The sequence below is a fragment of the Amycolatopsis acidicola genome, assembly GCF_007713735.2.
Classification (GTDB): Bacteria; Actinomycetota; Actinomycetes; order Mycobacteriales; family Pseudonocardiaceae; genus Amycolatopsis_E; species Amycolatopsis_E acidicola.
The window spans coordinates 39,265-65,552 of sequence record NZ_VMNW02000045.1 but is presented as its reverse complement, the minus strand read 5'-3'; the positions used below and the strand labels follow the sequence as shown (position 1 = coordinate 65,552).

Sequence of the window (26,288 nt, the reverse complement as noted above, 5' to 3'; positions counted from 1 at the left end):
CGGTGGGGCGGCTCGCTTCGCGTGGCCGGGCGGAGGCGGGGTGGTGGTCGCCGGGTGGTTGTCGGGTGCCGATCCGGATGTGCCGCTTACGACGCTGCTAAACGAACGCGAGAACCCACGGAACAACCGTGAGAGCCGCGATGGCCGCGATATTCGTGCGCCGGTAGTGCGCCAGCAGCGCCACGAACTCACGGAGAAAGGCGCTCGGCAGGTAGTACGCGGTGGTCGGCGCGCCCACCACCGCCATGTCGAGGTGCAGCCGCCGGGCGGTGACGGCCGTGCGGAACACGTGGTAGCTGTTCGTGACCGCCACGACTTTGCCGGTTTTCCCGCGCGCCCGCAGCAGATCCGCGCTGAACCGCAGGTTCTCCTCCGTGCTGGTCGCCTTGTCCTCGGGCAGGATCCGGTCCTCCGGGAGGCCCTCGTCGACGAGGTAATCGCGCATCGCGGCGGCTTCCGTTGTGCTTTCGCCCGGGCCCTGCCCACCGGACACCACAACCGTCGGCGGCTCCCCGGCGCGCGCCTGGCGGCGGTAGAGCCGGGCCGCTTTGTCCAGTCTGGCGGCGAGCAATGGCGAAACCTTGGCGCCGCTCAGCCCCGCCCCGGCAACGACAATCGCCTCCACGTCCCGCGGCATGGCCAGGTGGTCGTAGATGAACGCGTAACTCAGCAGGCAGCCCATCAGGAACGCCACGTACGCGAACAGCAGCAGCACCGAGGAGGCGGCCGCGCTGATCCAGCGGACCGGGCTCGGGCCGGCGACCACGAAGATCGTGACCACGACGGCGAGCCCGATCCCCGCGCCGAGCGACAGCAGGTTCGCGGGGCGGCGGCGCTCGCGCTGCCACATCAGGACACCGTTGACGATCAGCGCGACCGGCAGCACCACCGACACCGTGATAAGCGCCCCGATGAGCACCACGCGCAACACCCCACCGAGCCACGGCACGTCCTGGGCCGTCGTGACGAGGAACAGCAGGGCCAGGACCAGGGTGATGCCGAGCCACACCGCGTTGCTCAGCCGGCGTGGCTCGCGCACCGCGCGCACCACGAACACGGCCAGCGCCAGCACGGCGGTCACTGCGAAAACGGCACCGATGACGATCCTTCCGACGGTGGGGTCCGCCCATTCAACCACCGGCGGCCGCGCGCCCGGTCGTCGCCGGATGCGAACTCCCCGGGCAGCGCCAGGGGCCACGGAATTATGCTGGTCACATGCGGCGGAACGGGATGACCGACGAGGAGCTCCTCATCGAGTTCGCCCTGACGCGGATGGACAACCCCGGCCTCGATCTGGAGGAGGTCGCCACGCTCGTCGTGCGGCGGGTGGGGCCGGAGCACATGCTCGACTTCGCCGCCCGCAACCTCGCCGAGCGCGGCGAGCTGCGGGGCGCCCTGTTCGGCTCGGCGGTGGAGCATGTCCTGCGCGTGGTGCTGACGCTGCGCGGTCCCTCCGACTAGCGTCCGAAGTGGACGTCCTCAAGCCACGAAAGCCATGTCCGGATACCGCGGGGATGGTCCGTCCAGCAGGTGGTTATCGCGGTGCCGCAGGAAACGGTCGAAGAACGACGCCACGTAGGCGCGTTGCGTTCGGACGGCCGTGGCCGGGTCGAGCGGGCCGATGTCGTTCCGCAGCACTGAATCCGGCTGACCCAGCTGGGGCAGCAAGGCTTCCGCGTCGGTGAACGAAGCGTGCTGCGAGCCGAGCAGTTTCAGTTGCCGTGCCCAATCATGGGTGTGCGCGAGGAAAGCGCTCCAGCCCGGACCCGTATCCGTGTCGCCATCCTTGCCCAGCAACAAAAACGGCGCCATCAAGCCCTGTTCGGCCGGGGCCATGAGGGTGCCGTCGTAGTAGGTGAGGTTCCCGTCGAGGTCGGCGCCCGCGCTGATCCGGGTGTCGGCGCGCATCGCGAGCGCGGCGGCCGAACCGCCGAGGGAATGCCCGACCATGCCGATGCGCGTGAGGTCCAGCGCGCCCGCGAGCCCTGTGGGCAACCGCCGGTGCTCCGCGTCGGGATTCTGCCCGCCTGCCAGCGCGGAAAGCTCGTCGAGCACGAAACTCGTGTCCGCCACCCGGACTTCGAGTGCTTTCCGGATGAACGCGTCAGGATCGTCAGGGGTGACCATGGTGCGCACCGACCCGTCCGGGAACTGCACCTCGGGCGATTCGTGGGTGTGGTCGATGCTCACCACCACATACCCGCGGCTGGCGAGGTCCTCCGCCTCCGCCGTGCCCCAGGTGCGCGGCTCCCCCAGCCCCGGCGAATACACCACGACGGGATGCCGCCCGGGCATTGCGGGCGCGCCCTGCGACGCGTGCGTGCGGACCGAAGCCCAGTCCGTTCCGGTGGGCAGGTCCAAGCCCAGCAACCCGTTCACCGTCGTCTCGTCGAAATGCGCGGCCGCGCCGGGCAGCATGTACGGCGCCGCGGGAAAACCCGCGCTGCGCAACGCCGGGTAGTGCACGCTGACCATGAGCTCCCGTTGGCCGGGCTGCCAAGGATCACCCCGGGACTCGTCGACGAGGTGCAGGCCGGTCTCGCCCACCTGGTACCGGCCGGTGGGTTCGGGCAGCGAAAGCCCTTGCTGGGGCGCCGAAGCGGGAACGGCGGCGGCGAGCACCGTGCCGACGGCGAGGGCGAGAGCGGATCCGAATGCCATGCAGCCGATCCTGCCGGCGCGGAGCGGGCCCGGCCATGAGGTTGTCCGCAGTTCCGGCTTCCGGTTCTCCGTAACGTTTCCGGCTTGATCGCGACCCAAATACGACAAGCCGACACGAAGGGGACGTGATGCGCGCTTTCGCTCTGGCCGGGGCGGCCGGGTTGGTGTCCTTGGCACTGGCCGCCGCGCCGGCCCAAGCCTCCGTAGTACTCGAACAGTGGTCCGCCGGCCCGTTCACCGCCCAGATCGCCGTGCGGGCCGGTGACGCCAACGGCGACGGCAAAGCCGATCTCGTGGGCGTCAACACGACCGGGTACGGCAGTTACGTCAAGCTGTCGACCGGCTCCGCGTTCCAGAACCAGGTGAACTGGGGCGCGGGCGGGATCCAGCAGGTCGAATGGTACGACCACTTCGTCGCCGACGCGGACGGAGACGGCCGCGCCGACCTGCTCGAAGTGGGCCCGAACTTCGGCCCCTACATGGCGAAATCGAAGACCGACATCTACGGCACCGACTGGTTCTGGACGCCGACCACCTGGGTGTCCGCGGTCATGCAGGGCCAGGACCGGAGCCTGGCCGCCGACATGAACGGCGACGGGCTGACGGACATCATCGGCCTGTTCTACGCCAGGATCCAGGTCAGTTTGTCGACGCCCACGGGCGGGCAGCAGCCGGTCACCTGGGCGGCGTGGGTCCGCGGCGAGAACGCGACACTGGCCGCGGACGCGAACGGCGACGACAAGGCGGACCTCGTCCTCGTGGACGACACCGGGGTCAGGGTGATCGTCACCGGCACCAACCGCTGGTACGACACCCCGGCCCAATGGACCACGAGACCGTTCTCCGGCACCAAGAAAACCCTCACGGCCGACATCGACGGCGACGGCGACGCGGACCTGATCGCCGTCAACGACACCGACGTACAAGTCATGCACTCCACCGGAACCACTTACACCGCACCGGAAACCTGGTACACGGGCGCATTCGCCGGCACCAAGGAAACCCTCACCGCCGACGTCGACGGGGATGGCGACGCGGACCTGGTGGCCGTCAACGACAACGACGTCTGGGTGCTGCGCACCCAGTAGAAGGGGAACACGATGCGAGCTCTCGCACTGACCGGCGCGGCCGGGTTGCTGTCCTTGACGATGCTGGCCGCTCCCGCCGAGGCCACCGGGGTACTCGAACAATGGTCCACCGGCCCGTTCACCGCGCAGGTCGCGGTGATGGCCGGGGACGTCAACGGCGACGGCAAGGACGACCTCGTCAGCTACAACAGCTATCTCGTCGGCTGTTACGTCGAACTGTCCACCGGCTCCGGATTCCAGGCCCAGCAGAACTGGGGCGCGGGCAAATTCCTGAACACCGGCTTCAACGGCAAGGCGAACTTCGTCGGCGATGTGGACGGCGACGGGCGCGCGGACGCGATCGCGGTCCGGAACCCGTTGGGCGGCCCGCGCGGGATCTTCGTCGCGAAGTCCATCGTCGACTACTACGGCGTGAGCCGGTTCGGGCCGCCGACGCAGTGGTTGGACAACACCATCGCCGGGGACTACGGGAATCTGGCGGCGGACCTCGACGGCGACGGCCACGTCGACGTGATCGGCCTGTTCGCCGGGGTCGACCTCGCCGCGCTGTCCGGCACCACCGCGTCGCTGCCGCTCACCGCGTGGGGCCCGGAAATGCGCGGCGAGAAGGCGACGCTGGCCGCCGACGCGACCGGCGATGGGAAGGCGGATCTGATCCTGGTGGACACCGGGCAGGTGCGGGTGGCGGCCGGAACGGCGAACCGCTGGCACGACGGGGCGGCCCAGTGGTCGGCGATCCCGTTCTCCGGCACCAAGAAAACCCTCACGGCCGACATCGACGGCGACGGCGACGCGGACCTGATCGCCGTCAACGACAACGACGTACAAGTCATGCGCTCCACCGGAACCGCTTACACCGCACCGGAAACCTGGTACACGGGCGCATTCGCCGGCACCAAGGAAACCCTCACCGCCGACGTCGACGGGGATGGCGACGCGGACCTGGTGGCCGTCAACGACAACGACGTCTGGGTCCTGCGGTCGCAGTAGGGTCCGGCGGCGTCAGCGCACTGTCACCAGCACGGAAATCGCCAGGCACACGGGGAAGACGAGGCAGCTGAGGGCGAACACCCACCCTGCCCGTCTTCCCAGTGCCGCCGTCACGAACTGGCCCACCACCATGAGCAGGGCGCCCAGCACCCAGCCCACCACCGGCAGGCCGACTCTCACGAACTTCGCGAATCCCACGCACAGCCCGCTCGTATCCGCGGCGGTGCAGCGCTGACCGGCCAGCGTCACGGCCAGAAGCCACAGGACCATGAGCGGAAACCCGAGCAGGCTCGTGAACGCCGCGAACCGCGACGCCACGGATCCTTTCGCGGAATACGTGCTCATGCCGGTCCCCCTGGGCATTTCGTGGCCACGGCCTGATCCCAGGGTGCGGCATCCGGCGGCGGAGGCGTCCGCGGTGACAGGTTCCGGCCACGGAACCTTGGGCCTCAATCCCGCCGGTAGCGGGCCCGCACGTGGAAGCGCTCGCCCTGCGGGCCGAGGATGCTCAGGTATTCCACGGGGTGCTCGTCGGCGTTGCCGAACCAGTGCGGGAGGTGGGTGTCGAACTCCGCGACCTCGCCCGCGGCCAGCACGAGGTCCTGGTCGCCGAGCACGAGCCGCAACCGTCCATTGAGGACATACAGCCAGTGGTAGCCCTCGTGCGAGCGCGGCTCCGGCTCCCGGTCCGCCCGGCCGCCGGGCAGGATGTGCTTGAACGCCTGCAGCCCGCCGGGTTTGCGGGTCAGCGGGAGGACGGTCATGTCGTGCCGCTTGAACGGCTTCGGGAACACGCGCGGGTCACCGCTGTCCGGGGCGCCGACGAGCTCGTCGAGCGGTATGCGGTACGCCTTCGCCAGCGGCAGCAACAGTTCGAGGCCCGGCTTGCGCTGGCCGGACTCGAGCCGCGACAGCGTGCTGACCGGGATGCCGGTGCGCTCGGCCAGCACCGTCAGCGTGATCCCGCCGCGGCGCCGCAGCTCGCGCAGCCGGGGGCCGACGGCGGCCAGTACGGCGTCGAAGTCGTCGCTCATGATCCCACCGTGCCCGCGATTTGCGGTTTCCGCAAATAACTTTGTCAGTCCGGCGAGGGTTCGGGCAGCTTGGTGGCATGACACGAACCGATCCGTTCGGCGACGAGGCCGAAGCGCGCCTGAGCGAACAGGTGACGGGCGACCGCCGCCACGGGATCGTCCCGGCGGACTGGGACGAGAGGTACCGCAGCCGCGAACAGCTGTTCAGCGGCAACCCCAACGGTGTGCTCGTCACGGAGGTCGCGGACCTGCCGCCGGGGCAGGCGCTCGACGTCGGCTGCGGCGAAGGCGGCGACGCGCTGTGGCTCGCCCGGCGCGGCTGGGCCGTCACGGCGGTCGACATCTCCCGCACGGCCTTGGAGCGCGCGGCCGCGGCAGGCGCGGACGTCTCGGGGCGCGTGGCGTGGACCCGCGCCGACCTGACCGCCACGACGCTCCCGGCGGGCGCGTTCGATCTGGTTTCCGCGCAGTACTTCCCACTCCGCCGCCAGCCAGGGCACGGCGCTCTGCGCACCCTGCTGGCGACCGTCGCGCCCGGCGGCACGCTGCTCGTCGTCGGCCACGCCCTCCCCGACGACGCGTACCCCGAGTACTACCGCCCCACCGAAATCGCCGCGCTCCTCGGCGCGGGTTGGACAGTGCTGATCGACGAGACCCGCGAGCGAACCGTCCCACCGCCCGAAGGCACACACCACACACACGACACGATCCTGCGCGCCCGGCGACTGTCCACTGTGGATCTCAAGGATTCTGCAACCGTCCGGTGACGCGGCTCACCTTCGTCCGCGGTTCACGCCTGCGGCACGGGAATGCTGCTGCCCCGCTGGTGCTGCCATTCGCCGCCCGCGTCGTCGTGGTCGGTGGAGTGGCTGAGGTGTTCCCAGCGGGCGTCGGTCTCGATGCGGTGCCGCCAGGCGTCGCGCCCGAACTGGTAGGCGTCGCTGCCCGCGAGGAGCCGGAGCGGCGGTTCGTCCAGGGCCGCGACGGTGAGCACGAGCCGGGCGACCTTGCGCGGGTCGCTGGTGGCGACGTGCTCGAACCCGGCCATGGCCTCGGCGGAGGCGCCGACGGTGGCCTGGTACGGCTCGCTGATCGGCGGGGTGGTCATCGAGGCGCCGCCCCAGTCCGTGCGCATGCCGCCGGGTTCGAGGACGGTGATCTTGATGCCGAGCGGCGCGACCTCCGCGGCGAGTGCCTCACTGAACCCGCCGACAGCCCATTTCGCCGACTGGTAGGCGGTCATGCCGGGGCTGCCGACGCGGCCGCCGACGGACGAGATCTGGATGATCCGCCCGCCGCCCTGTTCGCGCAGGATCGGCACGACGGCCTTGGTGACGTGAACCGTGCCGAGGAAGTTCGTCTCGAGCTGCCTGCGGAAGACGTCGATCGTGGTGTCCTCCAAGGAAACCCGGTCACCCTGGCCGGCGTTGTTGACCACGACGTCGAGCCTGCCGAAACCGGCGACTCCGCCTGAGACGGCGGCCTGGACGGCTTCGGGGTCGGTGACGTCCAGCGGCTCGACGTGGACGCGCTCGCCGTACCGCGCGGCGAGGTCGTCGAGCGTGCGCGGGTCGCGGGCGGTGGCGACCACGCGATGCCCGGCGGCGAGCGCCTCCTCGACGATGTGCCGGCCCAGCCCCCGCGAGGACCCGGTCACGAAGAACACGGAACTCATGTGGATCCCTTCTCCAGTTAACGCAACCTCATTGCGTTATAACTTACCGTACGCCTAGCCGCGAAGTTAAGGCAAGTGCGTTGCGTTACCCTGAGGGCGATGAATGAGCCCATCCCCCGCGCCCGGTCCGAGTACGACAAGAAGGTCCGGAAGGCTACTTTGCTGCTGGCCGCCGAAGATCTGGCGCTCGAACGCGGCGTCCGCGAGGTGACGCTCACCGCGGTGACCAAGCGCGTCGGCCTGCATCCCTCGGCGCTCCGCCGCTACTTCGAGTCGTGCGAGGAGCTTTTGCTCCAACTCGCCGAGGACGGGTGGGGCGAGTGGCGGAAGGCGCTGCTGGCCGGCCTCGGGGACGCGCGGGGCCTGGCTCCCGAGGAGATCGCGCGGGTGGTCAGCGGCTCACTGGAGGAGCTGCCGCTGTTCTGCGATCTGCTCACGCACGCGGTGCTCAGCCTCGAAGGCGCCGTCCGCATCGAACGCGCGCGCCAGTACAAGCTCGCCGCGACCGAGGCTTACGACGCCATGACCGACGCGCTCGTGGCCACCTCCGACCTCGACCGCCAGGGCGCGCAGACGCTTTTGTCGACCGCGATGAGTTGCGGCGCTTACCTTTTCCAGCTCTCGCGCCCGTCCGACACGCTTCGCCGCCTCTACGAGGAGGAGCCCCGCTGGGCACACGACGCGCTGCGATTCCGGGAACAGCTCACGGAGATGCTGACCGCAGTGGCTCGCGGGGCGCGGGCAAGCTGATCAGAACCGCCAAACGAGCCAGCGCGCGAGCAGATCGACCACGCCCGCCAGCGCGTTGATTCCCGGCCCTTCACTCGCGGCAAGGGCGATCACTACGACCGCTCCGAGGGCGCGCAACCCCAGGAACTCGTCGCCATGCAGTCGGTACTCGGTCGCGAGGAAGACGGGAACCACCAGGAACGTACTGAGGATGAGCCGCACCCATCCCCCGGCCCACCCCGATTGAACGTTCGAGGTGTCGCCACTCACGAAATCCGCTTCGTCGCCATCGTCCTCGTCGTCGTACATCGTGAAACCGCCCCAGGCTGCGACCACTCGTCGAACGCACGATTGCTTCTCCCAAGGTAGCGATCGACCGCGCCCGCCACAGCCATGCGATCAAAAATCCACGATGTTCACCCTGCCAGCCCATCCGGCGGCACATCACCTGCTGAAAACACCGGGCGGCCGAAGCGGCGGAGCCGCTTGCGGTGAGCCGTCAACCGGCACCGCCGCGGGTTTGAATCGGTGGAGTCGCGCGGAGCGTGTCGGTTGAGGGTGGTGGTGGGCGACGGGAGGGGCCCCTACCCGCACCGCCACGCAAACCACATTCGAAACACTTCCTGGACATGGAAAGCCGCTCCCGCCGGCCGGGTACGAGAGCCCGGTGGCGGAAGCGGCCGTTGCCCGCGCCGCGCGGAGGAAGGTCCACGGCGCGGGCAAGATCGTTCCCTACCCACTCACCGGCGCAGGCTCCACCGGCGCCGTTTCGGACAGGTCACTCCCCCGCGTCTCCGGCCCGAGCAGCGCGCCCAGAGCGATGAGCGCGCCGCCGATCACCAGCAGCACCGTGGCGGTATAGCCGCGGGGCATGATGCCGCCCAGCCAGTTCTGGTAGTACGCGTAGAACGACGTGATCAGCAGCGGCGTGCTGTAGCCGAGCCCGAACCCGCTCCCGCGGGTCGCCGGGGGGAAGCGTTCGCACAAGTAGGACGGCGTGACCGCGAAGACGCTCCCGCCCGCGACGCGCACCAGGAACGTGATCAGCAGGAGCGCGGCGAACCCGCCCCACCAGCCCGCGGCCAGCGTCGCGAACGCGCCCGCGCACACCACGGCGACGGCGATTCCGTTCAGCACCAACGTTTTCCGCCGCCCGATGCGGTCGCTGAGCAGGCCGACGAACGGGAACAACAGCGTGTGCACGCCCTGCGCGATCACCAGCGCGGCGGTGACCTCCGTGCCGCTGATGTGCCCTTCCTGCTTCAACGCGGTGGGCAGCAGTCCCGAGGCCATGTTCGAGGTGAACCACACCCCGGTCATCAGCACGAAAACCTGCGCGAAGACCTTCCGCTGGCGGCCGAAAACGACCTCCCGCAACGGGTTCTTCACCTTGCGCACCGACTTCCACGTCTCCGACTCCTCGACCGAGCGCGAGTAGTAGACGAGGAAGACCACGCACAGCACGGCCCCCAGCAGGAACGGGATCCGCCAGCCCCACACCGAGTACGGCGCGTCCGGCCCGCCCTCCGGCGAGAACTGCAGCACCACCAGCGTCACCAGCGCGATCACGCAGTTGGCCAGCGCCGAACCGGCACCGACCATGCCGCCGTACCAGCCGCGCCGCTCCCGGGGCGCCGCCTCCATCGCCAGCGGCGTCGCCCCGGTGTACTCACCGCCGAGGAACACGCCGTCGACGAGCCGGAGCAGGATCAGCAGCACCACACTCGTGATGCCGAGCGACGAATACCCGGGCAGGGCAGCGATCAGCGCGGTGCATACGGCGCAGCCCGTCACCGAAATGAGCGTCACGCGCCGCCGCCCGACGCGGTCGGCGAACCAGCCGAAGATGGCCGAACCGAGCGGCCTGCCGAGCAGCGTGGACACGAAGATCAGCGCCGCGGCCACGGCCTTCGCGTTCACCGGCATGTCCTCGGGCGTGAAGTAGTCCATGGCCGGGACGAGCGCGACGGTGGGGAGGTACACGTCGAACATGTCGACGAAGAAGCCGAACGCGGCACCGAAAACGGCGCGTTTCGCCCGGCGATCGTCCAGAGTGGACACCGCTGTCTCCTCGAGTTTTCTCAGGCGCGGGTGCGCGCGGCCTTCTTCCGGGGAACGAGGCCGAGCCGCTTCAGCGCGTACTTGTCCAGCTGGGTCAGCAGTCCATTGAGGACCAGCGTCATCACGACCAGCACGATCAGCCCGGCGAACTCCGCCGACGCGTCCAGCGCCATCGCCGAGTTGAACAGCTCGTGCCCGACGCCCTCCGAGGACGCGATGAACTCACCGCCGATCACACCCAGGATCGCCAGCGGCCCGCCTGCCTTCAGCGCCGCGAAGAACGGCGACGCCAGCGTCGGGATGGTCACGTAGGCCAGCACGTGGTGGGCGCGCCCGCCCATCACCTCGACCACCTGCACCAGCTCACGCTGCCGCTCCCGCAACCCGAGATACAGGTTGTAGAAGACCACGAACGCCACGCCGGTCGCGGCGATGGTGATCTTCGACCACGCGCCGATCCCGAAGAACAGCAGGAACAACGGCGCCAGCGCGATCTTCGGGATGCCGTTGATCGCGGCGATCAGCGGCTCCAGCACGCGGCCCGCGACCGGGAACGTGCCGAGCAGCAGGCCGAGCACGGTGCCGATCAGCACCCCGAGCCCGAAGCCGACCGCGATTTCCACCGTGGTGGCCCAGATGTCGGTCCAGCCGGTCGGGCTGGTGAGCACCTTCCACAGCGAAACCGCGACCTCGGTGGGTTTGCTGATCGCGTACTCGGGGATGAGGGGCCCGCTCAGCACCTGCCACAACGCGAGCACGACCACGATCACGCCGACGCGCGCGGCGACGATCCGGCCGCTCCCCCAGCCCTGCTTCTTCCGTGCTGTCGCGCCCTCGGCCTTCGCCGGGGCCTTCACGCCGGTCGCTGTCACCATCGTTTCGTCCTTCCAGTCCGTGCTGGCGTCATTGCGGCAGATACTGGTTGGTCCAGCTGCTCTGCGGCAGCTTCGTGTTCTTGGGCAAAGAGCCCAGTTTGCCGAGGAAAGTCATGCTGGTGTTCCATCCCTCGGCGCTCATCGTGTCCTTCTCCGGCCAGTCGACGAGACGGAGGCTGGCCAGCAGCACGTCGTCGGGCACGCCGGTGAGCGTCTTCTTCATGATGTTCACAGCTTCGGTTTCGTGCGTGCGGGCGTAAGCACTGCCCTGCTCCACCGCGGTGACGAACCGCCGCACCACATCGGAGTTCTCGTCGGCGAAACTCTGCCGCACCACCACGACCTGGCCGTAACCGCTGCGCGGGAGCGACCACGCCGGCACGCTGTCCGGGCTCGCGACCACGACCCCGTCGCCGTCGTCCTGCACCTCCAGCGGGATGGGCTCGGAGGTGACGAACCAGTCGATCTGGTTGTTGGCCAGCGAAGCCTTGTCCGCGGCCGGGCTGGGCAGCGCGACGTAGTGCACCGAGGCCGGGTCCACGCCGTACTCCTGCATCAGCAGCCCGGCCTGTCCCTTGGTGGTGGCCGAACTCGCGCCACCGGTGGAGCCCACCAGCGCCTTCGCCACCGCCTCCGGCGGGCTCTGCGAAGTCAGCCCGTGCTCGGCGGCGAACTTCGTGCTCACGATCAGCCCGAGCGGGTTCCCGCCGCCGTCCATGGAAACCGCGATCTCCGGGATCTTGCGGCTGACCGCGGTGAGGAAGTCGTTGGGGCTGTCGTTGAGGAACTGCACGGAATCCGACTGCAGCGCGGCCGCGCCGATCGACGCGGTCAGCGAGATGAACTTGACGTCCAGCCCCTGCGCGCGGAAGAAGTTCTTCTCCGCGGCGACCCGCATCGGGGTGTCGAAGACGTTGCCGCCGACCCCCACGGTGACCTCCGTGAGCCCGTCCGCCTCACTCGAACCGCACGCGGCGAGCAAACCCGAGCACAGGGCCAGCGCGGCCGCGAGCGCACCGGCCCGCAGCCCCTTCCGGGATCCTGGGCGCCGTTGCCTGTTTCCCAACTGAACTCACCACTCCTTCTGAGTCCGGAAGAATCTCTGCCAGAAGCCGGTTCGCCCCGCCTCGGTGAGCGGGACCGGCCCGAAGCCCGCGCCCACTTCCATCACCGCGGGCACGTCGGGCGAGTAGGCGGGCCATTCGGCCAGCCCGGGGCCGTTCGGGTCACCGGCGATGACGAAGTTGGCCCAGTACGAGGACATTTTCTCCGCCACCTCGCGGTCCTCGTCGGTCCACTGTGCCCGGTCCCGGTCGAGGTTCCCGAACACGTAGTCGATTTCCGAGCTGTGGGAGGCACGCCGGACGCCGTCGCTGTGCGCGGGCGAGGCGTGCGTCCAGAAATACGTGTACACCGGTTTCGTCGCGTGGCGCGTCCATTCGGTGCCCCACAGGAAAGTCGAGACCCGCGAGTTGTCCCGCACCGCGGTCGCCGAGGCGGCGGCGGCCTCGTCGTCGTTCGTCGCGGGATAGAGCATCAGGAACTCCTCCGCCATCGGCCCGAACTTCTCGTGCGCCGCGCGGACGTACGCGTCGAGCGTCACGTGCACCGGCGGCGCCCCGGGGCGCAATCCTTTGGCCTGCCGGTAATCCTCGAACGTTTCGGCCGGGACCGCGCCGCTCTCGTCGAGGTTGTTCCCCGTCAGGTAGGCGACGTCGTTCTGCTCGCCGAGCGCGTAGGTGTCGGCGTAGCCGTGCGGAATCACCCACCCGTCGACGACCGGGCGGAACAGCGGAGGCTTGGCCGGGCTGCCGGTCTCGACCGCCTCATCGAGGCCCGCGTGCCCGTCGATCAGCTTGCGCCACGGCAATTCCCGCAGCTCGGCCAGCGAGCCGCCGCCGTGCGCGCGGACGAACCTTTCCCCGGCCTGCTCGGCGTCCGCGAGCGTGCGGTACGACGTGGCCAGGTACCGCAGCTCCGGGTCGCCGGGGTGGCGGGTGTGGCTCTGCGCGATGGCGCGGTGGAACAGGCCGCGCGCGAGCGGGGACATCGCCAGGAAGTTCACCGAGCCCGCGCCGGCCGACTGGCCGGCGACGGTGACCCGGCCGGGGTCGCCACCGAACGCGGAGATGTTGCGCTGCACCCATTTCAGCGCCGCGATGTCGTCGAGCAGCCCGTAGTTGCCGGAGGCGTGGTGCCCGGACTCCGCGCTCAGCTCAGGCGTGGCAAGGAACCCGAACACCCCCAGCCGGTAGTTGAAGGTGACGACGACGATGCCCTTGCCCGCCAGGTGCTCCCCGTCGAACCGGGGGTTCGCCCCGGTGCCGCCGCGGAAACCGCCGCCGTAGATCCACACCAGCACCGGCAGCTTTTCCGAAGCCGAGTTCGCCGGGGTCCAGACGTTGAGGTGCAGGCAGTCCTCCGACTGCGGGAGGTCGATCCCGGCCGCGGCGGCGTCCTGCGGGGACTGCGGGCACATCGGTCCGAAGTGGACGGCCTCGCGCACCCCGGCCCACGGCGCGGGCGGCTGCGGCGCGCGCCAGCGCAGCTCGCCGACGGGCGGCGCCGCGTAGGGCACGCCGCGGAACACCGTGACGGCGGGGTTCCGGCCCGGAATGCCTCGCAGCAGGCCGGATTCGGTTTCCACTGGGGTGCGCATGGGTTCCTTCCGGGACTGTCGGTTCTTCTTTTCACAGCGGCGGAGCCGCTTGCGGTGGGCCGTGCGCTGGCAGGCGGGCATTCATGAGGAGGCGATCCCACAGTCAGGGGCCGCCTTGAATGTGGCTAGCCGCGCGCAGCGCGCCCGTTGAGGGTGGTGGCGGGCGACGGGAGGGGCCGCCACCCGCACCGCTACGCAAACTCCTCTCCACTGTTCCTTGGGCCGCGTTGACCACTTGGTCGTCGAGCAGCAGGGCGCGGCGGGCCGACCCGACGTGGTGGCGCATGGCCGCCACGGCGGCGTCGGGGTTCCGTGTGACGATGGCGAGGAAGATCGCCTGGTGTTCCTGCAGCGAACCGGATCGCGGGTGCTGCGCGCTGAGGTTGCGGTACTGCCGCATCACCAGCGGGTACAGCAGGGTGTCGTACGCGCGCGCCAGTGTCGTCTGGTGCGAGGCGTGCTTCACCTGCTGGTGGAACGTCCGGTTGCCGCGCGAGTACGCGGCCTGGTCCCCGCGTTTCTGCGCCGCTTCCATCTCGTCGAGCGTGTGGCGCAGCTCGGCGATCTCCTCGTCGGTCGCGCGCTCGGCGGCCTTGCCGGCCAGCGCCGACTCCAGGGTTTCCCGCGCCTCCAGGATGTCCGCCGCTTCTTCCACCGTGAAGCTCCTCGTGCGGACACCCCGGTTGACCTCGGCGGTGACGTAGCCCTCCTGGGCCAGGCGCACCAGCACCGACCGGATGGTGCCGCGCGAGACGGCGAACATCCGGGTCAGGTCGGCCTCGGTCAGCCGGGTGTTGGGTTCGAACGTGCCGGACAGCAGCAGCACGCGCAGTTCCTCGTACACCTGGCCGTAGCGGGTCGCGGAACCCCTGTCGTTCTCGTCCACGACGCTATCCGGCGAGGTCCGGGTAGAGGCGCTTCGCGGTACCGGCGAAGATCTCCGCGCGATCGGTCTCGGGCACCCCGGCGAGCACGCCGGTGGCCAGCTCGACCAGCTCGGGCAGGGACTGCTCGGCGGCGGGAAGGTTGGAGCCCCAGGCGATCCGGTTCGCGCCGAAAGCGGCGATCACCGGCTCGAGGAACTCGTTCGCCCGGTCGCCGACCTCGTGCAGCGGTTCGAGGCTGCGGTGGGTCAGCTTCAGGTTCAGTCCGGGGTGGACGGCCAGCTTCGCCACCTCCGCGGCGGCGTCCGCGGGCGAGGCCGCGATGTCCGGGTAGCCCATGTGGTCGAGCAGCACGTTGACCGACGGGAACCGCTCCAGCAGCGCGACGAGCTGCGCGGTGGCCGGGCCGAGCCGCATCTGCAGGCACACCGTCACGCCGAGCTCGGTCGCCTTCTCCCAGAAGGGAAAGGTCTCCGGGGCGGCGAACCACTCGCCCTGGGTGGCGACCGTGCTGCCGGTGGTGAACAGCCGGACGCCGGACAGGCCGCCCTCACCGGTCAGCTTGACGAGGTTGTCGGCCGCGTCGGCGGGCAGCGGGTCGAACGTGCCGACCGCGATGAACTTTTCCGGCCGCTGCGCCTTGCTGTCCACGACGTAGGAGTTGTCGTAGCCGTACGCCGTGGTGGCCTGCACCAGCACCGACTTGCTGATGCCTGCCTTGTCCATCGCCTCGGCCATGCCGTCCGCGGTGACCGGCCGGGTGCTCGCCCAGCCGGACTGCTTCCCGCCGATCGGGGCGCGCGGGTAGCGGGCCTCGTCGGCGGAGATGACGTGGCAGTGGGTGTCGATGATTTCCATGGAGGTCTCCTTTTCAGGCGTCCGGGTAGTCGCCGGCGGCGAACAGCGCGGCGGGCTCGCCGTCGAAGTCCGCGTCGAGCAGGCCCTGGTCCCGCGAGAACTTCACGAGCGCGCGCAGGCTGGCGTCGTTGGACGTGATGCCGTACGGGATCGGGTCCCCGTCGACCTGCTTGGCCTGCTTGGCCAGACGCGGCAGCGCCGTCCACTCCGGGTCGGCCGCGACCTGGCGCTTCTTGCTCTCGGCGAAAGCGGCGTACAGCTTCGTCGGCAGCGAGGGGTCTGCCTCCACCAGTTCGCTGCGGACCGCGATGACCGAGTGCAGCGGGTAGATCCCGGTGCGCAGGAACCAGTCCGCGGCGAGCACGTCGTGGTCGGGGAACAGCGGGTACGGGCCGTCCTCGCCCGCGGGCTGCTCGGCTGGCGCCGCCCAGCCGGCGCGCGGGGCGCCCGCGCGGCCGGTGCCGGCGTTGCCGCTGAAGGCCGCGTCGATGTCGCCGCTGCGGAGGTGCTCGCCGAGCGAACGGCCGTCGGTGACGCGCTCGACGTTCGAGGGCGCGCGGCCTTCGATGTGGTCGTCGTCGTCCACGACCCAGGTGACGGAGTCGATGTCGAGGCCGTACTCGTCGCGCAGGATGCCGCGCACCCACACGCCGGTGGTCACCGTGTACGCCCGGACGCCGATCCGCTTGCCCTTGAGGTCACCGGGGAACCGGATGCCCGAAGCCGTACCGCACTGGACATCGGCGTGGTGGAAGCGGCGGTTGAGGAAGACCGGGATCGCGGTGAGCCGCACCCCCGCCTGCAGCGCCATCAGGTACGAGGTCGGGGCGAGCTCGCACACGTCGAACTCGAGGTCGCGGATCATCCGGCGGTACGCGCCGATGACCGGCTTCACCTCGACCGGGTTGACCTCGTAACCGTCGATCGCGACGTCGCCGTCCAGCAACGGCTTCCCGTGCGCGTACTCCCCTAGTACCACCGAGAGCTTAGTCATTGTCTGCCTTTCGAAAGAATTTCTTGTGATTCAGGCCCCGAGCCGCGACGCGGACACGCCCAGCGCGGCGCAGGTGCGCTCCACCAGCTCGTCGAACTCGACGCGGCGGGGCAGCACCTCCTGCTCGAAGGCGTAGTTCGCGGCGGCGGTGAACGGGCCGCGCAGCGCGGCGAAGCCCACCGGGTTCAGGTCGACCGGCGCGGGCGCGGGGCCTTTCGCCGCGGCGGCCTCGGCGAGCGCGTCATACACCGCGAGCACCTGCTTCGCGTTCTGCTTCGCCGACTCCACGCTCACGCCGACCACGTGGTTCACCGGGGCGAAACCCTTGGCGGAGGCCCACTTCTCGGCCGCGTCGAGCGCGTCCGGGACGGCCGTGCGGATCCGGTCGTCGTCCGGCAGCTCGTTGCCCATGATCCCGTAGGCGACCTCGCCCGCGAGGAACTCGGCCTGCAGCTTCACGCCTTCCGGCGCCCGCTTGACCCACGACGGGTCGGTGTACTCGTCGACGTGCCCGTCCTCGTAGGTGCGCCATTCCACATCGGACAGCGCGATCCCGTACTGCTCCGTGAGGAACCCGCGCAGCCACACCCCGGTCGTCTGGCTCCATGAGCGCTGGCCGACGGTGCTGCCCTTGACGCGTTCGACCCCCTGCTCGCCGAGGGTCACCAATGTCTGGTGCTGGAACCGGCCGAGCGTGGTGACCGGCAGCAGCGACACCGGCTTGTCGTAGGCGGCCGCCTGCAACAGGGTCACCAGCGGGATTTCGCAGATGTCGTAGGCGTTGTCGTTCATGAAGGCGCGCGAAGCCTTGTTCACCGGCTTCACCTCGACGCGCTCGGCCGCGGCGCCCGCGTCCTTGCCCGCGCCGACGGCCACCGCGGCGAGGTCGTCCCTGCCCAGCACGATCTTCATTTCCTGCTCCCTCCGTGGTGCCGTTCGTGGTGCTGCCGCAGCAGATCGGCGCCGTAGTCGTTACCGTTCGGCGTGCGGACGATGGTGTGGATGTGGCGGCGCGTGGGGGTGTCGTTGTCGTACATCACGCCCGCCTGGTGCTCGAACTCGATGAGGATCACCGGGCTGTGCACGCGGTAGTAGAAGACCCCGTCCGCGTCGCCCACCCACGCGAAATGCGTCTCGTCCGCGTGGGCGAGGACCTCGTCCCGGCGCACCCGCGCGTGGCCGGGATTCGCCCGTCCCACATACAGGTCCACCAGTTCCAGCGCGGTCCGGTGCTGCTCCTCGTTCAGGCCGGCGAACGGGACGCCCTCGTAGTTGAGCTCGAAGTTGTCCCGGAACGCGCCGACGAAGAGGTCCTCCGGCAGCACGTCGCCGATCACGGCCTGTTTGCGCTGGACGTCGTCGAGGCTGGCGAAAAGCTGCTGCCCCAAGGCTTCCTCGCGCCGGAACACGGTGGTGCCCGCGTACTTCCCGCCCTCGGCGGTGACCGGCTCCGCCCCGAGGAACGTCGGGGTGAGCACCATCTGGTCCCCGACGAACACGCAGTTGACGTTCACGTGGTGCCCGTCGAGCTGCCAGCCCCACGGCCTGCCCTTCTCCGGCTCGCCGTAGATGCTGAACCAGTAGAGCCATTCGTTGAGCGTGTCGGTCTCGCCGCGCAGCTCGCCGATGGTCAGGTTGAGCCGCATCATGTCGAGCACCTGCTGGAACCCGGCGTCGCTCAGGCTGCGGCGCAGGATCTCCAGCGCCAGCTCACGCTTGCGCTCGTCCAGCTCCTCCAGGCACAGGCCGTGCCGCAGGAAGTACCGGGCCCCGTTGGCCCAGTACCGCCACGACACGTCGTGCATGACGAACCGGCCCTCGGCGCGCTCCTTCGCGGTCAGCGCGCCGAGGTAGTCCTCCGCCGCGCGGCGGAGCCCGGTAACGTCGACGCCGGTCCGCTCCAGCGGGAACAGGCCAGGCAGCGGACCGTCCGTTGTGGACAGTCCACGGAACGGGACGGCCGTGGACAGCACCCGCCACTCGACCTTCGCGAGCAGCTGCGGAGTCCATACCTCGGGCGCTCTCGTCGGGGGGCTGCCGCGATCTCGCAGCCCCATGTCAGACGTCCTCGCCGTACTGGATCCTCCGGTAGGGAACGCTGAGCACCTCGCGCGTGATGCGGACGTCGATCACCGTCGGCCGCGGCGCGCGGACGTACTCGGCCAGCGCGGCGCGCAGCTCGTCGGTGGTGCGCACGGTCGCGCCGCCACCGCCGAGTGCCTGCGCCACCGTGCCCAGCTCCGGTGTCGGGATCACCGCGAGCTCCGGGTTCAGGCCCTTGGCCGCCGCCTTGTGGTACTCCGCGCCGAGCCCTTCGTCGTTCATCACCACGACGAGCACCGGCAGCCCGTAGCGGACCGCGGTGTCGAACTCGGACAGGTGCATCAGGAAGCTCGCGTCGCCCTCGACCACGAACGTCGGCTTGCCGGTGGCGACCGCGGTGCCGATGGTCAGCAGCGGGGCCTGCCCGATGGCGCCGAACATCCCGTAGTTCGAGGTGATCTCGCGGGAGCGCTGGAACAGCATGGTGCCGAAGTCGGTCTGGTGCCCGCTGCCGAGCACGAGGCCGATCTCACCCGGCAGCTCGGCGTCGATCACGGAGATCGCCTCGCGCGGGTCGAGCAGCCCGTTGCCGCTGCGGAACTCCGCGGGGTCGACCAGCGGGGCGCTGAGCTTGGCGTGGATTTCGGGCGTGTGGAAGCCTTCGATCCGCACGCCGCGGCTGTCCAGCCCGCTGATGAGCCCGGTGAGCCCGGCGACGGCGTCGGCCTGGAGGTAGCTGTCGGCCACCTGGCCGTTGCCCATCACCACGTGCGGCGCGGTGTCGATCTGAACGAACTTGGCTTCAGGGAAGAGATAACCGCTCTCGATCGTGTAGTGGTTCAGGCTCGCGCCCACCGCGATCACGCAGTCGGCCTCCTGCAGGATCTCCATCGCGACCTTGCTGCCGAACAGGCCCGCGATCCCGACGTGGTAGTCGGTTTCGCCGTACAGCCAGTTCTTCGCCTGCAGGGTGCACGCGAGCACGGCGCCGGTCCGGCGCTGCAGCTCGAGGATCTGCTCGGCCGCGCCCGCGCGGCGGGCACCGCGGCCGGCGATGATCACCGGGCGCTTGCTGCCCGCGATGATCTCGCAGGCCTGCTCGACGAGCTCCGGGTGCGGCAGCAGCTTCGGGGCGCGGATCAGCTCGGTGGACGGGGTGTAGTCCACCATGTCCTCGAAGTCCTGCAGCTGCACGTCGAACGGGGCGCTCACGAGCACCGGCTTGGACTCGGTGCGGGCGATGTAGAACGCCTTCTGCACGACCTCCTCGGCCGTGTCCGCCTTGGTCACCTGGAGGAACTCGGCCTCGATCGCGGCGGCGAAGCGGCGCTGGTCGAGGTACTGCACGGCGCCGGTGTCCCCCAGCGAAGTCTCGCCGCAGAACGCGACGAGCGGGACGCGGGCCCGGCTGGCGACGATCATCGACGTGGCCAGCTGCGCGGTGCCCGGACCGCTGGTGGTGGTGACGACGCCCGGCTGGCCGGTGGCGCGGGCGTGGCCGTGCGCCATGCTCAGGCCGGCGCCCTCGTGCCGAACCTCGTACAGCTTCACGCCGTGCCCGGCGAGCGCGTTCATCCAGTGCATGTTGGCGTCGCCCATCATGCCGAAGACGTCGGTGACGCCCTCCGCGGCGAACGCCCTTGCCAGCGCTTCGTAGACCTTCACAGCGCGACCTCCTGCTTGTTCTTGCGCAGCACGCCTTCCAGGCGGGGGAACACCTTCAGCGCGTTGCCGCCGTAGATCGCCGCGCGGTCTTCGTCGGCGAGTTCGATGGTGTCGAGGGTGGCCTTCACGTCGTCGAAGCGGCGCCCGGTCTCGGGGTCCACGCTCCGGACGGCGCCGATCATCTCGGAGGCGAACAGGATGTTCCCCGCTCCGACGATGTCGGTGAGCAGCTCCAGGCCGCGCTTGTGGTAGACGCAGGTGTCGAAGAAAACGTTGCGCAGCAACGCTTCTTCGAGCGGCGGGCGGCCGCGGTCGAGCATCATCCCGCGGTAGCGGCCCCAGTGGTAGGGCACCGCGCCGCCGCCGTGCGGGATCACCAGGCGCAGCGTCGGGAAGTCGGAGAACAAGTCCGACTCGCACAGCTGCATGAAGACGGAGGTGTCGCCGTTGAGGTAGTGCGCGCAGGTGCCCTGGATGGCGTCGTTGCGCGACATCGCCACGTGCACCATCGCGGGCACGTCCAGCTCGACCAGCTTTTCGTACAGCGGGTAGTAGACCTTGTCGGTCAGCGGCGGCGCCTGCCAGTAGCCGTCGGAGGGGTCCGGGTTGAGCAGGCAGCCGACGAAGTCCAGCTCGGTCACGCAGCGCTCGAGCTCCTCGACCGAGTTGCGGATCGACGTCTCCAGCCCCTCACCCGGCGACTGCGGAAGCTGGCAGCCGCCGATGAAACGGCCGGGAAACAACTTGCACACCCGCGCGATGAGGTCGTTGGCGACCTGGGACCAGTGCAGGCTGGTCGTCGCGTCGCCGTAGTGGTGGGCCATCTTCCCCGCGCCCGGCGAGAAGATCGTGACGTCGGTGCCGCGTTCGGTCTGCAGCTTCAGCTGCCCGCCCTCGATGGCGGCGACGATCTCCTCGTCCTCGATGCGCAGCTCGTTGGGCAGCACACGGAAACCGGAGGACTCGTAGGCCTTGATCTGGCGCTCGCGCCATTTGCCGAGCGCCGGCGGCGCCGTGGTGAAGTGACCGTGACAGTCGATGATCATTGCGGGTTTCTCCAACAGACTCTAGGAACGGCCGGTGAGCTTGCGGCCCTTCTCGAGGCCGGGGAAGGTGCGCACGGGCGCGGACATCAGGAAGCGGTAGCCGTCTTCGAGGACCTGTTCCACGTTGTTCGCGGTCACGTGCGGGTGGCCGACGACGACGTCGTTTTCCTTGCAGATCCCGACGATCCGGCGCCGCGCGTCGACCATCTTCGGGTGGTCGAGCTGCCGCGGCACACCCAGCTCCTGGCTGAGGTCGCCTTCGCCGATCAGCACCATGCCGATGCCGGGAACCTGCTTCAGGATGTCGGGCAGGTTCTCGATACCGCGCTGGTCCTCGATCATGAGCACGACGAGGATTTCGCCGTCCGGGTCGAGCGGCCAGACGTCGGCCTTCCGGTAGTACTCCTGGTTCGAGATGCCCCAGTAGCGGGCGGCGGCCGTCGGCGCGTCACCGCGGACACCCGCGGGCTCGTACAGCTTCTCGCCCGGCAGCCGCGGGTAGCGGCAGGCGGCGACGGCGTTGCGCGCCTCTTCGACGGTGGTGACGTGCGGCCACACGACGCCGAACGCGCCGAGGTCGAGCGCCTGCTTCGCGTGCCACTGCCCGTATTCCGCGCCGTTGACGGGAACCCGGATCAGCGGGGTGGGCGACGGCGCGAGGGTGTCGCCCTCGAAGATCCGGCGCCGGTCGAGCAGGTACTGCAGGCTGTCCCGCAGGACCGTGGCGTCCCAGGCCTTGTGCTCGGCCTCGAAGACGAGCCCGTCGTAGTCGGTGTTCGCGAAGTCCAGTGCCGCCGCGGGTTCGGGCGCGGCGAACGCCGCGAACGCGTGCTGACCCGACTCCAGTGCGCGGATGATGCTATTGAGCCTTGCCACTGCGCACTCCTTCCTGCTCGTTCTGTCCCTTGTGGACGATCCGCCGCCACCAGTCCCGCACGCGCGCCCAGAAGGACTTGCGCGCCGGTGCCGGCTCGGGCTCCCCGCCGCAGCGGCGGATCAGTTCGGCCGTGAACTCCTTGGTCATCCGGGAGACGACGGCCCCGGCCCCGGCTTCGATCAGCGACGCGAGCTTGCCGGACAACGTGATCTCGCCGTTCATGCTCACCTTGGAGCCGCCGTTGCCGTCGTCGCTCACCCCGAACGTGGCCTCGGCCTTGAACCTGGTCGCGCCCTGCCCGTCCTTGCCACGCGCGGAAAGGCGTCCTTCGCGGGCGGGCTCGTCGAGGTCCAGCGACACGCGGGCACCGAACTTCACCCGCACCGCGCCGAACTTCACCACCAGCGTGCCGTCGAAGGAGCCGTCCTCGTGCGACTCGCCGAGCTCGGCGCCGCCGATGCAGGCGACGACCTCCTTGGGGTCGGAGATCACCTCCCAGACGCGGTCGGGCGGGCTGGGAACGGCGATGTCTTCGGTGATCTTGATCAAAGCGGGGGTCCTCGCTGGTTCAGGCGGCTTCTGACAGGTCGAGTTCGGCCTTGAACAGGCTCCAGAGCTCGTTGTAGAGCTCCGAGAACTCGGGGGACTCGATGAGCGAACCGATGTGGCGGGGGCGCTCGAAGGGCACCGGCAGCACCTGCCGGACCGTGCCCGGCCCCTTGGACATCACGACGACCTCGTCCGCCAGGTAGATCGCCTCGTTCAGGTCGTGGGTGACGAACACGAGCGTGCCGCTCTGCTCCTCCCACAGGTTCAGCAGATCCTGTTGCAGGCGCAGCCGGGTGATCGCGTCCAGCGGGCCGAACGGCTCGTCCATCAGCACGATGGACGGGTCGTAGATCAGCGCCCTGGCGATCGACACCCGCTTCTGCATCCCGCCGGAGAGCTCACGCGGGTAGCTGTCCTCGAACCCGGTGAGCCCGACGACCTTGACCCAGTGCGCGATCTTCTCGGCCCGTTCGCTCTTGGGCACGTCGCGGAATTTCAGCGCCAGGCCGATGTTCGCCCGTACCGTCAGCCAGGGCAGCAGGTTCGCCGCCTGGGTGACGTACGCCGCCGACGAGTTGACCGCGGTGATCGGCTCGCCGTCGAAGTACACCTCCCCCTCGGTCGGCGTCAGCAGGCCGGCCGCGAGGTTCAGGATCGTGCTCTTGCCGCAGCCGCTGGGCCCGATCACCGCGACGAACTTGCGGCGGGCCACGCGGAGCGACACGTTCTCGATCGCGGGCCGCGGACTACCCGGGAAATCCAGCGTGACATTGTCGAGCCGGAGGGCGTCCGTGGCGGGGTCGAGCTCACTGGGCATCGCAGTCTCCCTTGACCGGGCTTCCAGATTGTCTAACAAAGTTGCTCCGCCACCGTAACAGGATAGTTCGACAATCAGCAAGGCCCTCTTTGCTGACCTGCGCGTTCAGGCGGTCTATCCGGTTTGACCGGTGCATCTTGTCTAACAATCCACTGGACGACGCCCCTGGCCAGGTGTTAGCTTGCGGTCAACTTGTTGGACAATCCGAAAGAGCTGGTGACCAGTGAAGACCTACCGCGCCGCGGTCCGCGACTATCCGCACACGACACCGGTCAAGAGCGGCGAGCACCCGCCGGCCGGGGCCCGGCTGGAGTTCGCGGAGATCGACCCGATCCACAAGGCGTTCGCGCCGATGGTGCGGGAGCTGCGGTTCGACTTCAGTGAGCTGGCGCTGGCCACCGGGCTGCAGGCGTGGGAGGCGGGCAAGGAGCTCAGCTTCCTGCCGGTGGTGCTGCACGGGAACTTCCACCACGGCTCGCTCTTCCGGCTCACCGGGAACGACGTGCGGAACCCGAAGGACCTCGAAGGCAAGCGCGTCGGCGTCCGTTCCTACACCCAGACCACCGGGCTGTGGGTGCGCGGCGTGCTCGCGGAAGAGTACGGGGTGGACTGCGACGCGATCACCTGGGTCACCACCGAAGAACCGCACGTGAGCGAGTACGCCGAACCCGCCAACGTCGAGCGCTCGAGCGGCAAGCTGGTCGATCTCCTGCAGGCGGGCGACATCTCGGCGCTCGTGATCGGCCCGCGCGCGGTCCCCGAAGGCGCACCGGTGGAACAACTGCTGCCGGACGCGAAAGCCGCCGCGCAGGCCTGGTCCCAGCGGCACGGGACGGTGCCGATCAACCACCTGCTGACCGTGCGCACCGACGTCCTGCGCAACGACCCCGAAGCCGTGCGCGGCGTGTACGACGCCTTCGCCGCCGAAATCGACGCGAAAACCTCGGGCGAGGCGGGCCCGCACCGGATCGGCCACGGCCTCACCGACTCCGTGCGCGCCTCACTGGAGATCGGGATCCGCTATGCGGCGCAACAACATCTGATCACGCGGGAGCCCACCGTGGACGAGCTGTTCGCGGATTACCTCACGCTTCGGTGACCTTCCCGCCGTCGACCTCCAGGCGGCGGTTCACGTGCACGGCGTCGAGCATGCGGCGGTCGTGGGTGACCAGCAGGAGCGTGCCGGGGTAGGTGTCCAAAGCGGACTCGAGCTGTTCGATCGCGGGCAGGTCGAGGTGGTTGGTCGGTTCGTCGAGCACGAGCAGGTTCACGCCCCGCGCCTGCAGCAACGCCAGCGCCGCCCGGGTCCGTTCGCCCGGGGAGAGCGTTGCCGCGGGCCGGAGGACGTGCGCCGCCTTGAGGCCGAACTTCGCGAGCAGCGTCCGAACGTCGGCGTCGGCGAATTCCGGGACCTCGCGGGCGAAAGCGTCCGCCAGCGGGACGTCGCCGAGGAACAGCCGGCGTGCCTGGTCCACCTCGCCGACGACCACGCCCGGGCCGAGCGCGGCGGCACCCTCGTCGAGCGGGATCCGGCCGAGCATGGCGGCGAGCAGGGTCGTCTTCCCGGCGCCGTTCGGGCCGGTGATGGCGACCTTGTCGGCCCAGTCGATCTGCAGGTCGGCCGGGCCGAGCGTGAACCCGTCGCGCCGGACGACCGCGCCCCGCAGCGTCGCCACGACCGCGCCCGCCCTCGGCGCCGCCGCGATCTCCATCCGCAGCTCCCACTCCTTGCGGGGCTCCTCCACGACGTCCAGCCGCTCGATCATCCGGTCGGTCTGCCGCGCCTTCGAGGCCTGCTTTTCCGTTGCCTCGGCCCGGAATTTGCGGCCCACCTTGTCGTTGTCGGTGGCCTTGCGCCGGGCGTTCTTGACGCCCTTCTCCATCCACGCGCGCTGTGTCCGGGCCCGCGCCTCCAGCCCCTCGCGCGTCTTCGCGTAGTCCTCGTACTCGGCGCGCGCGTGCCGCCGGGCGATCTCGCGTTCCTCCAGATAGGACTCGTATCCACCGCCGTACAAGCGGACCTGCTGCTGCGGGAGATCCAGCTCCAGCACGGCATCGACGGTGCGGGCGAGGAACTCGCGGTCGTGGCTGACGAGCACGGTCGCCGCCCGCAGCCCGGTGACGAACCGCTCCAGCCGGGCGAGTCCGTCGAGGTCGAGGTCGTTGGTCGGCTCGTCGAGGAGGAACACGTCGTACCGGCTGAGCAGCAACGACGCCAGCCCGGCGCGCGCGGCCTGCCCGCCGGACAAGGACGTCATGGCCTGCTCCAACCCGACCGCGAGGCCGAGTTCCGCGGCGACCTCCTCGGCGCGTTCGTCCAGATCCGCGCCACCGAGGACGAGCCAGCGGTCGAGCGCTGTGGCGTAACGGTCGTCGGCGCCTTCGACGCCCGCCGTCAGCGCTTCGGTCACCTCGTCCAACTCGGCCTGCGCGGCGGCAACCCCGGTCCGGCGGGCGAGGAACGCGCGCACGGACTCCCCCGGCCTGCGCTCCGGCTCCTGCGGCAGGTAACCGATCGTCGCGTTCGGCGAGTTGACCCGGATCTCGCCTGCTTCGGGCCTGTCGAGCCCCGCGAGGATCCGCAGCAGCGTGGACTTCCCGGCGCCGTTCACGCCGACCAGCCCCACCACTTCCCCAGGCGCGACAACCATGTCCAGCCCGGAGAAGAGCACCCGGTCCCCATGCCCGGCGGCCAGGCCCTTCGCCGTGAGAGTCACGCTCATGGGGAAAACCTAACCCGCCTGCCGGGCATGCCCGGCAGGCAGCCCGCGCGCGCAAACCGT

At 69.7% G+C, this 26,288-nt stretch carries 27 protein-coding genes; 6 read left to right on the top strand and 21 right to left on the bottom strand.

All coding sequences use genetic code 11. From position 1 onward, the window contains the following. Window positions 1-97: 97 nt before the first annotated feature. Window positions 98-1,081 (bottom strand): YdcF family protein, encoded by a 984-nt coding sequence (locus FPZ12_RS26535; RefSeq protein WP_243770040.1) that lies wholly within the window; start codon window positions 1,079-1,081, stop codon window positions 98-100. A 149-nt stretch (window positions 1,082-1,230) separates the two neighbouring features. On the opposite strand from FPZ12_RS26535, the gene FPZ12_RS26530 reads away from it, so the two are divergent. Continuing rightward, on the top strand, window positions 1,231-1,461 hold the full coding sequence (locus FPZ12_RS26530; protein ID WP_144748480.1) for a hypothetical protein: 231 nt from the start codon (window positions 1,231-1,233) through the stop codon (window positions 1,459-1,461). A gap of 18 nt (window positions 1,462-1,479) precedes the next feature. Here FPZ12_RS26530 and FPZ12_RS26525 read toward each other — a convergent pair whose 3' ends face one another. Continuing rightward, window positions 1,480-2,661: an alpha/beta hydrolase family protein gene (locus FPZ12_RS26525; RefSeq protein WP_144748424.1), complete on the bottom strand. Its 1,182-nt coding sequence runs from the start codon at window positions 2,659-2,661 to the stop codon at window positions 1,480-1,482. A gap of 128 nt (window positions 2,662-2,789) precedes the next feature. Here FPZ12_RS26525 and FPZ12_RS26520 point away from each other — a divergent pair, with 128 nt between their 5' ends. Next, complete coding sequence (locus FPZ12_RS26520) at window positions 2,790-3,749, top strand: FG-GAP repeat domain-containing protein (RefSeq protein ID WP_144748425.1); 960 nt, start codon at window positions 2,790-2,792, stop codon at window positions 3,747-3,749. Window positions 3,750-3,761: 12 nt separating this feature from the next. Next, window positions 3,762-4,739, top strand: coding sequence for an FG-GAP repeat domain-containing protein (locus FPZ12_RS26515; RefSeq protein WP_144748426.1), 978 nt, complete (start codon window positions 3,762-3,764; stop codon window positions 4,737-4,739). A gap of 12 nt (window positions 4,740-4,751) precedes the next feature. On the opposite strand, the gene FPZ12_RS26510 is transcribed toward FPZ12_RS26515, so the two are convergent. Next, a complete protein-coding gene (locus FPZ12_RS26510) occupies window positions 4,752-5,084 on the bottom strand; it encodes a hypothetical protein (RefSeq protein ID WP_144748427.1) in 333 nt (110 codons plus the stop codon). Between the two features lie 104 nt (window positions 5,085-5,188). Beyond that, complete coding sequence (locus FPZ12_RS26505; protein WP_144748428.1) at window positions 5,189-5,773, bottom strand: helix-turn-helix domain-containing protein; 585 nt, start codon at window positions 5,771-5,773, stop codon at window positions 5,189-5,191. A 77-nt stretch (window positions 5,774-5,850) separates the two neighbouring features. Here FPZ12_RS26505 and FPZ12_RS26500 point away from each other — a divergent pair, with 77 nt between their 5' ends. Beyond that, window positions 5,851-6,540 (top strand): class I SAM-dependent methyltransferase, encoded by a 690-nt coding sequence (locus FPZ12_RS26500; protein WP_144748429.1) that lies wholly within the window; start codon window positions 5,851-5,853, stop codon window positions 6,538-6,540. 23 nt (window positions 6,541-6,563) lie between these two features. Here the strand turns inward: FPZ12_RS26500 and FPZ12_RS26495 are convergent, their stop codons facing one another. After that, window positions 6,564-7,448, bottom strand: a complete 885-nt coding sequence (locus FPZ12_RS26495; protein WP_144748430.1) for an SDR family NAD(P)-dependent oxidoreductase — start codon at window positions 7,446-7,448, stop codon at window positions 6,564-6,566. Window positions 7,449-7,547: 99 nt separating this feature from the next. Between FPZ12_RS26495 and FPZ12_RS26490 the strand changes: the two genes are divergently transcribed. Then, a complete protein-coding gene (locus FPZ12_RS26490) occupies window positions 7,548-8,198 on the top strand; it encodes a TetR family transcriptional regulator (RefSeq protein WP_144748431.1) in 651 nt (216 codons plus the stop codon). On the opposite strand, the gene FPZ12_RS26485 is transcribed toward FPZ12_RS26490, so the two are convergent. The 15 genes from FPZ12_RS26485 to FPZ12_RS26415 all read right to left on the bottom strand — a co-directional run bounded on the left by FPZ12_RS26485 (window position 8,199) and on the right by FPZ12_RS26415 (window position 23,505). Next, window positions 8,199-8,486, bottom strand: coding sequence for a hypothetical protein (locus tag FPZ12_RS26485; protein WP_144748432.1), 288 nt, complete (start codon window positions 8,484-8,486; stop codon window positions 8,199-8,201). Between the two features lie 423 nt (window positions 8,487-8,909). Then, the gene (locus FPZ12_RS26480) at window positions 8,910-10,238 is read right to left on the bottom strand and encodes an MFS transporter (RefSeq protein ID WP_144748433.1); all 1,329 of its coding nucleotides are present in this window, start codon (window positions 10,236-10,238) and stop codon (window positions 8,910-8,912) included. A 20-nt stretch (window positions 10,239-10,258) separates the two neighbouring features. After that, on the bottom strand, window positions 10,259-11,113 hold the full coding sequence (locus FPZ12_RS26475; protein WP_144748434.1) for an ABC transporter permease: 855 nt from the start codon (window positions 11,111-11,113) through the stop codon (window positions 10,259-10,261). Window positions 11,114-11,141: 28 nt separating this feature from the next. After that, a complete protein-coding gene (locus tag FPZ12_RS26470) occupies window positions 11,142-12,179 on the bottom strand; it encodes an ABC transporter substrate-binding protein (protein ID WP_208026014.1) in 1,038 nt (345 codons plus the stop codon). A 6-nt stretch (window positions 12,180-12,185) separates the two neighbouring features. After that, window positions 12,186-13,772 (bottom strand): carboxylesterase/lipase family protein, encoded by a 1,587-nt coding sequence (locus FPZ12_RS26465; RefSeq protein ID WP_144748435.1) that lies wholly within the window; start codon window positions 13,770-13,772, stop codon window positions 12,186-12,188. Between the two features lie 103 nt (window positions 13,773-13,875). Beyond that, a complete protein-coding gene (locus tag FPZ12_RS26460) occupies window positions 13,876-14,658 on the bottom strand; it encodes a GntR family transcriptional regulator (RefSeq protein WP_144748436.1) in 783 nt (260 codons plus the stop codon). A gap of 4 nt (window positions 14,659-14,662) precedes the next feature. Continuing rightward, complete coding sequence (locus FPZ12_RS26455) at window positions 14,663-15,514, bottom strand: amidohydrolase family protein (RefSeq protein ID WP_144748437.1); 852 nt, start codon at window positions 15,512-15,514, stop codon at window positions 14,663-14,665. Window positions 15,515-15,527: 13 nt separating this feature from the next. Then, entirely contained in the window at window positions 15,528-16,508 is a 981-nt protein-coding gene (locus FPZ12_RS26450) for a substrate-binding domain-containing protein (protein ID WP_144748438.1), read from the bottom strand. 30 nt (window positions 16,509-16,538) lie between these two features. Beyond that, window positions 16,539-17,420 carry a hypothetical protein gene (locus tag FPZ12_RS45715; RefSeq protein ID WP_166462913.1) on the bottom strand — a complete coding sequence of 294 codons (882 nt, stop codon included), beginning with the start codon at window positions 17,418-17,420 and terminating at the stop codon, window positions 16,539-16,541. After that, the gene (locus FPZ12_RS26440; RefSeq protein WP_144748439.1) at window positions 17,417-18,565 is read right to left on the bottom strand and encodes a DUF3500 domain-containing protein; all 1,149 of its coding nucleotides are present in this window, start codon (window positions 18,563-18,565) and stop codon (window positions 17,417-17,419) included. The genes FPZ12_RS45715 and FPZ12_RS26440 overlap by 4 nt, the downstream gene beginning before the upstream one ends. A 1-nt stretch (window position 18,566) precedes the next feature. Beyond that, entirely contained in the window at window positions 18,567-20,216 is a 1,650-nt protein-coding gene (locus FPZ12_RS26435) for a thiamine pyrophosphate-binding protein (RefSeq protein WP_144748440.1), read from the bottom strand. Further along, entirely contained in the window at window positions 20,213-21,262 is a 1,050-nt protein-coding gene (locus FPZ12_RS26430; protein WP_144748441.1) for an amidohydrolase family protein, read from the bottom strand. The genes FPZ12_RS26435 and FPZ12_RS26430 overlap by 4 nt, the downstream gene beginning before the upstream one ends. Before the next feature lie 21 nt (window positions 21,263-21,283). Further along, entirely contained in the window at window positions 21,284-22,138 is an 855-nt protein-coding gene (locus tag FPZ12_RS26425) for an HpcH/HpaI aldolase family protein (protein ID WP_144748442.1), read from the bottom strand. Then, on the bottom strand, window positions 22,122-22,688 hold the full coding sequence (locus FPZ12_RS26420) for an SRPBCC family protein (RefSeq protein ID WP_144748443.1): 567 nt from the start codon (window positions 22,686-22,688) through the stop codon (window positions 22,122-22,124). Before FPZ12_RS26420 ends, FPZ12_RS26425 begins: the two co-directional genes overlap by 17 nt. A 19-nt stretch (window positions 22,689-22,707) precedes the next feature. Then, window positions 22,708-23,505: an ABC transporter ATP-binding protein gene (locus FPZ12_RS26415; RefSeq protein WP_144748444.1), complete on the bottom strand. Its 798-nt coding sequence runs from the start codon at window positions 23,503-23,505 to the stop codon at window positions 22,708-22,710. Between the two features lie 223 nt (window positions 23,506-23,728). Between FPZ12_RS26415 and FPZ12_RS26410 the strand changes: the two genes are divergently transcribed. After that, window positions 23,729-24,604 (top strand): substrate-binding domain-containing protein, encoded by an 876-nt coding sequence (locus FPZ12_RS26410; protein ID WP_144748445.1) that lies wholly within the window; start codon window positions 23,729-23,731, stop codon window positions 24,602-24,604. On the opposite strand, the gene FPZ12_RS26405 is transcribed toward FPZ12_RS26410, so the two are convergent. After that, a complete protein-coding gene (locus FPZ12_RS26405; RefSeq protein ID WP_144748446.1) occupies window positions 24,591-26,228 on the bottom strand; it encodes an ABC-F family ATP-binding cassette domain-containing protein in 1,638 nt (545 codons plus the stop codon). The genes FPZ12_RS26410 and FPZ12_RS26405 overlap by 14 nt on opposite strands. Between the last annotated feature and the right edge of the window lie 60 nt (window positions 26,229-26,288).

Bases quoted from the DNA above. Each gene is read 5' to 3' on its own strand.
- FPZ12_RS26530 (WP_144748480.1), top strand. From the start codon at position 1,231: ATGACCGACGAGGAGCTCCTCATCGAGTTCGCCCTGACGCGGATGGAC.
- FPZ12_RS26525 (WP_144748424.1), bottom strand. From the start codon at position 2,661: ATGGCATTCGGATCCGCTCTCGCCCTCGCCGTCGGCACGGTGCTCGCC.
- FPZ12_RS26520 (WP_144748425.1), top strand. From the start codon at position 2,790: ATGCGCGCTTTCGCTCTGGCCGGGGCGGCCGGGTTGGTGTCCTTGGCA.
- FPZ12_RS26515 (WP_144748426.1), top strand. From the start codon at position 3,762: ATGCGAGCTCTCGCACTGACCGGCGCGGCCGGGTTGCTGTCCTTGACG.
- FPZ12_RS26510 (WP_144748427.1), bottom strand. From the start codon at position 5,084: ATGAGCACGTATTCCGCGAAAGGATCCGTGGCGTCGCGGTTCGCGGCG.
- FPZ12_RS26505 (WP_144748428.1), bottom strand. From the start codon at position 5,773: ATGAGCGACGACTTCGACGCCGTACTGGCCGCCGTCGGCCCCCGGCTG.
- FPZ12_RS26500 (WP_144748429.1), top strand. From the start codon at position 5,851: ATGACACGAACCGATCCGTTCGGCGACGAGGCCGAAGCGCGCCTGAGC.
- FPZ12_RS26495 (WP_144748430.1), bottom strand. From the start codon at position 7,448: ATGAGTTCCGTGTTCTTCGTGACCGGGTCCTCGCGGGGGCTGGGCCGG.
- FPZ12_RS26490 (WP_144748431.1), top strand. From the start codon at position 7,548: ATGAATGAGCCCATCCCCCGCGCCCGGTCCGAGTACGACAAGAAGGTC.
- FPZ12_RS26485 (WP_144748432.1), bottom strand. From the start codon at position 8,486: ATGTACGACGACGAGGACGATGGCGACGAAGCGGATTTCGTGAGTGGC.
- FPZ12_RS26475 (WP_144748434.1), bottom strand. From the start codon at position 11,113: ATGGTGACAGCGACCGGCGTGAAGGCCCCGGCGAAGGCCGAGGGCGCG.
- FPZ12_RS26465 (WP_144748435.1), bottom strand. From the start codon at position 13,772: ATGCGCACCCCAGTGGAAACCGAATCCGGCCTGCTGCGAGGCATTCCG.
- FPZ12_RS26455 (WP_144748437.1), bottom strand. From the start codon at position 15,514: ATGGAAATCATCGACACCCACTGCCACGTCATCTCCGCCGACGAGGCC.
- FPZ12_RS26450 (WP_144748438.1), bottom strand. From the start codon at position 16,508: ATGACTAAGCTCTCGGTGGTACTAGGGGAGTACGCGCACGGGAAGCCG.
- FPZ12_RS45715 (WP_166462913.1), bottom strand. From the start codon at position 17,420: ATGAAGATCGTGCTGGGCAGGGACGACCTCGCCGCGGTGGCCGTCGGC.
- FPZ12_RS26440 (WP_144748439.1), bottom strand. From the start codon at position 18,565: ATGGGGCTGCGAGATCGCGGCAGCCCCCCGACGAGAGCGCCCGAGGTA.
- FPZ12_RS26430 (WP_144748441.1), bottom strand. From the start codon at position 21,262: ATGATCATCGACTGTCACGGTCACTTCACCACGGCGCCGCCGGCGCTC.
- FPZ12_RS26415 (WP_144748444.1), bottom strand. From the start codon at position 23,505: ATGCCCAGTGAGCTCGACCCCGCCACGGACGCCCTCCGGCTCGACAAT.
- FPZ12_RS26405 (WP_144748446.1), bottom strand. From the start codon at position 26,228: ATGAGCGTGACTCTCACGGCGAAGGGCCTGGCCGCCGGGCATGGGGAC.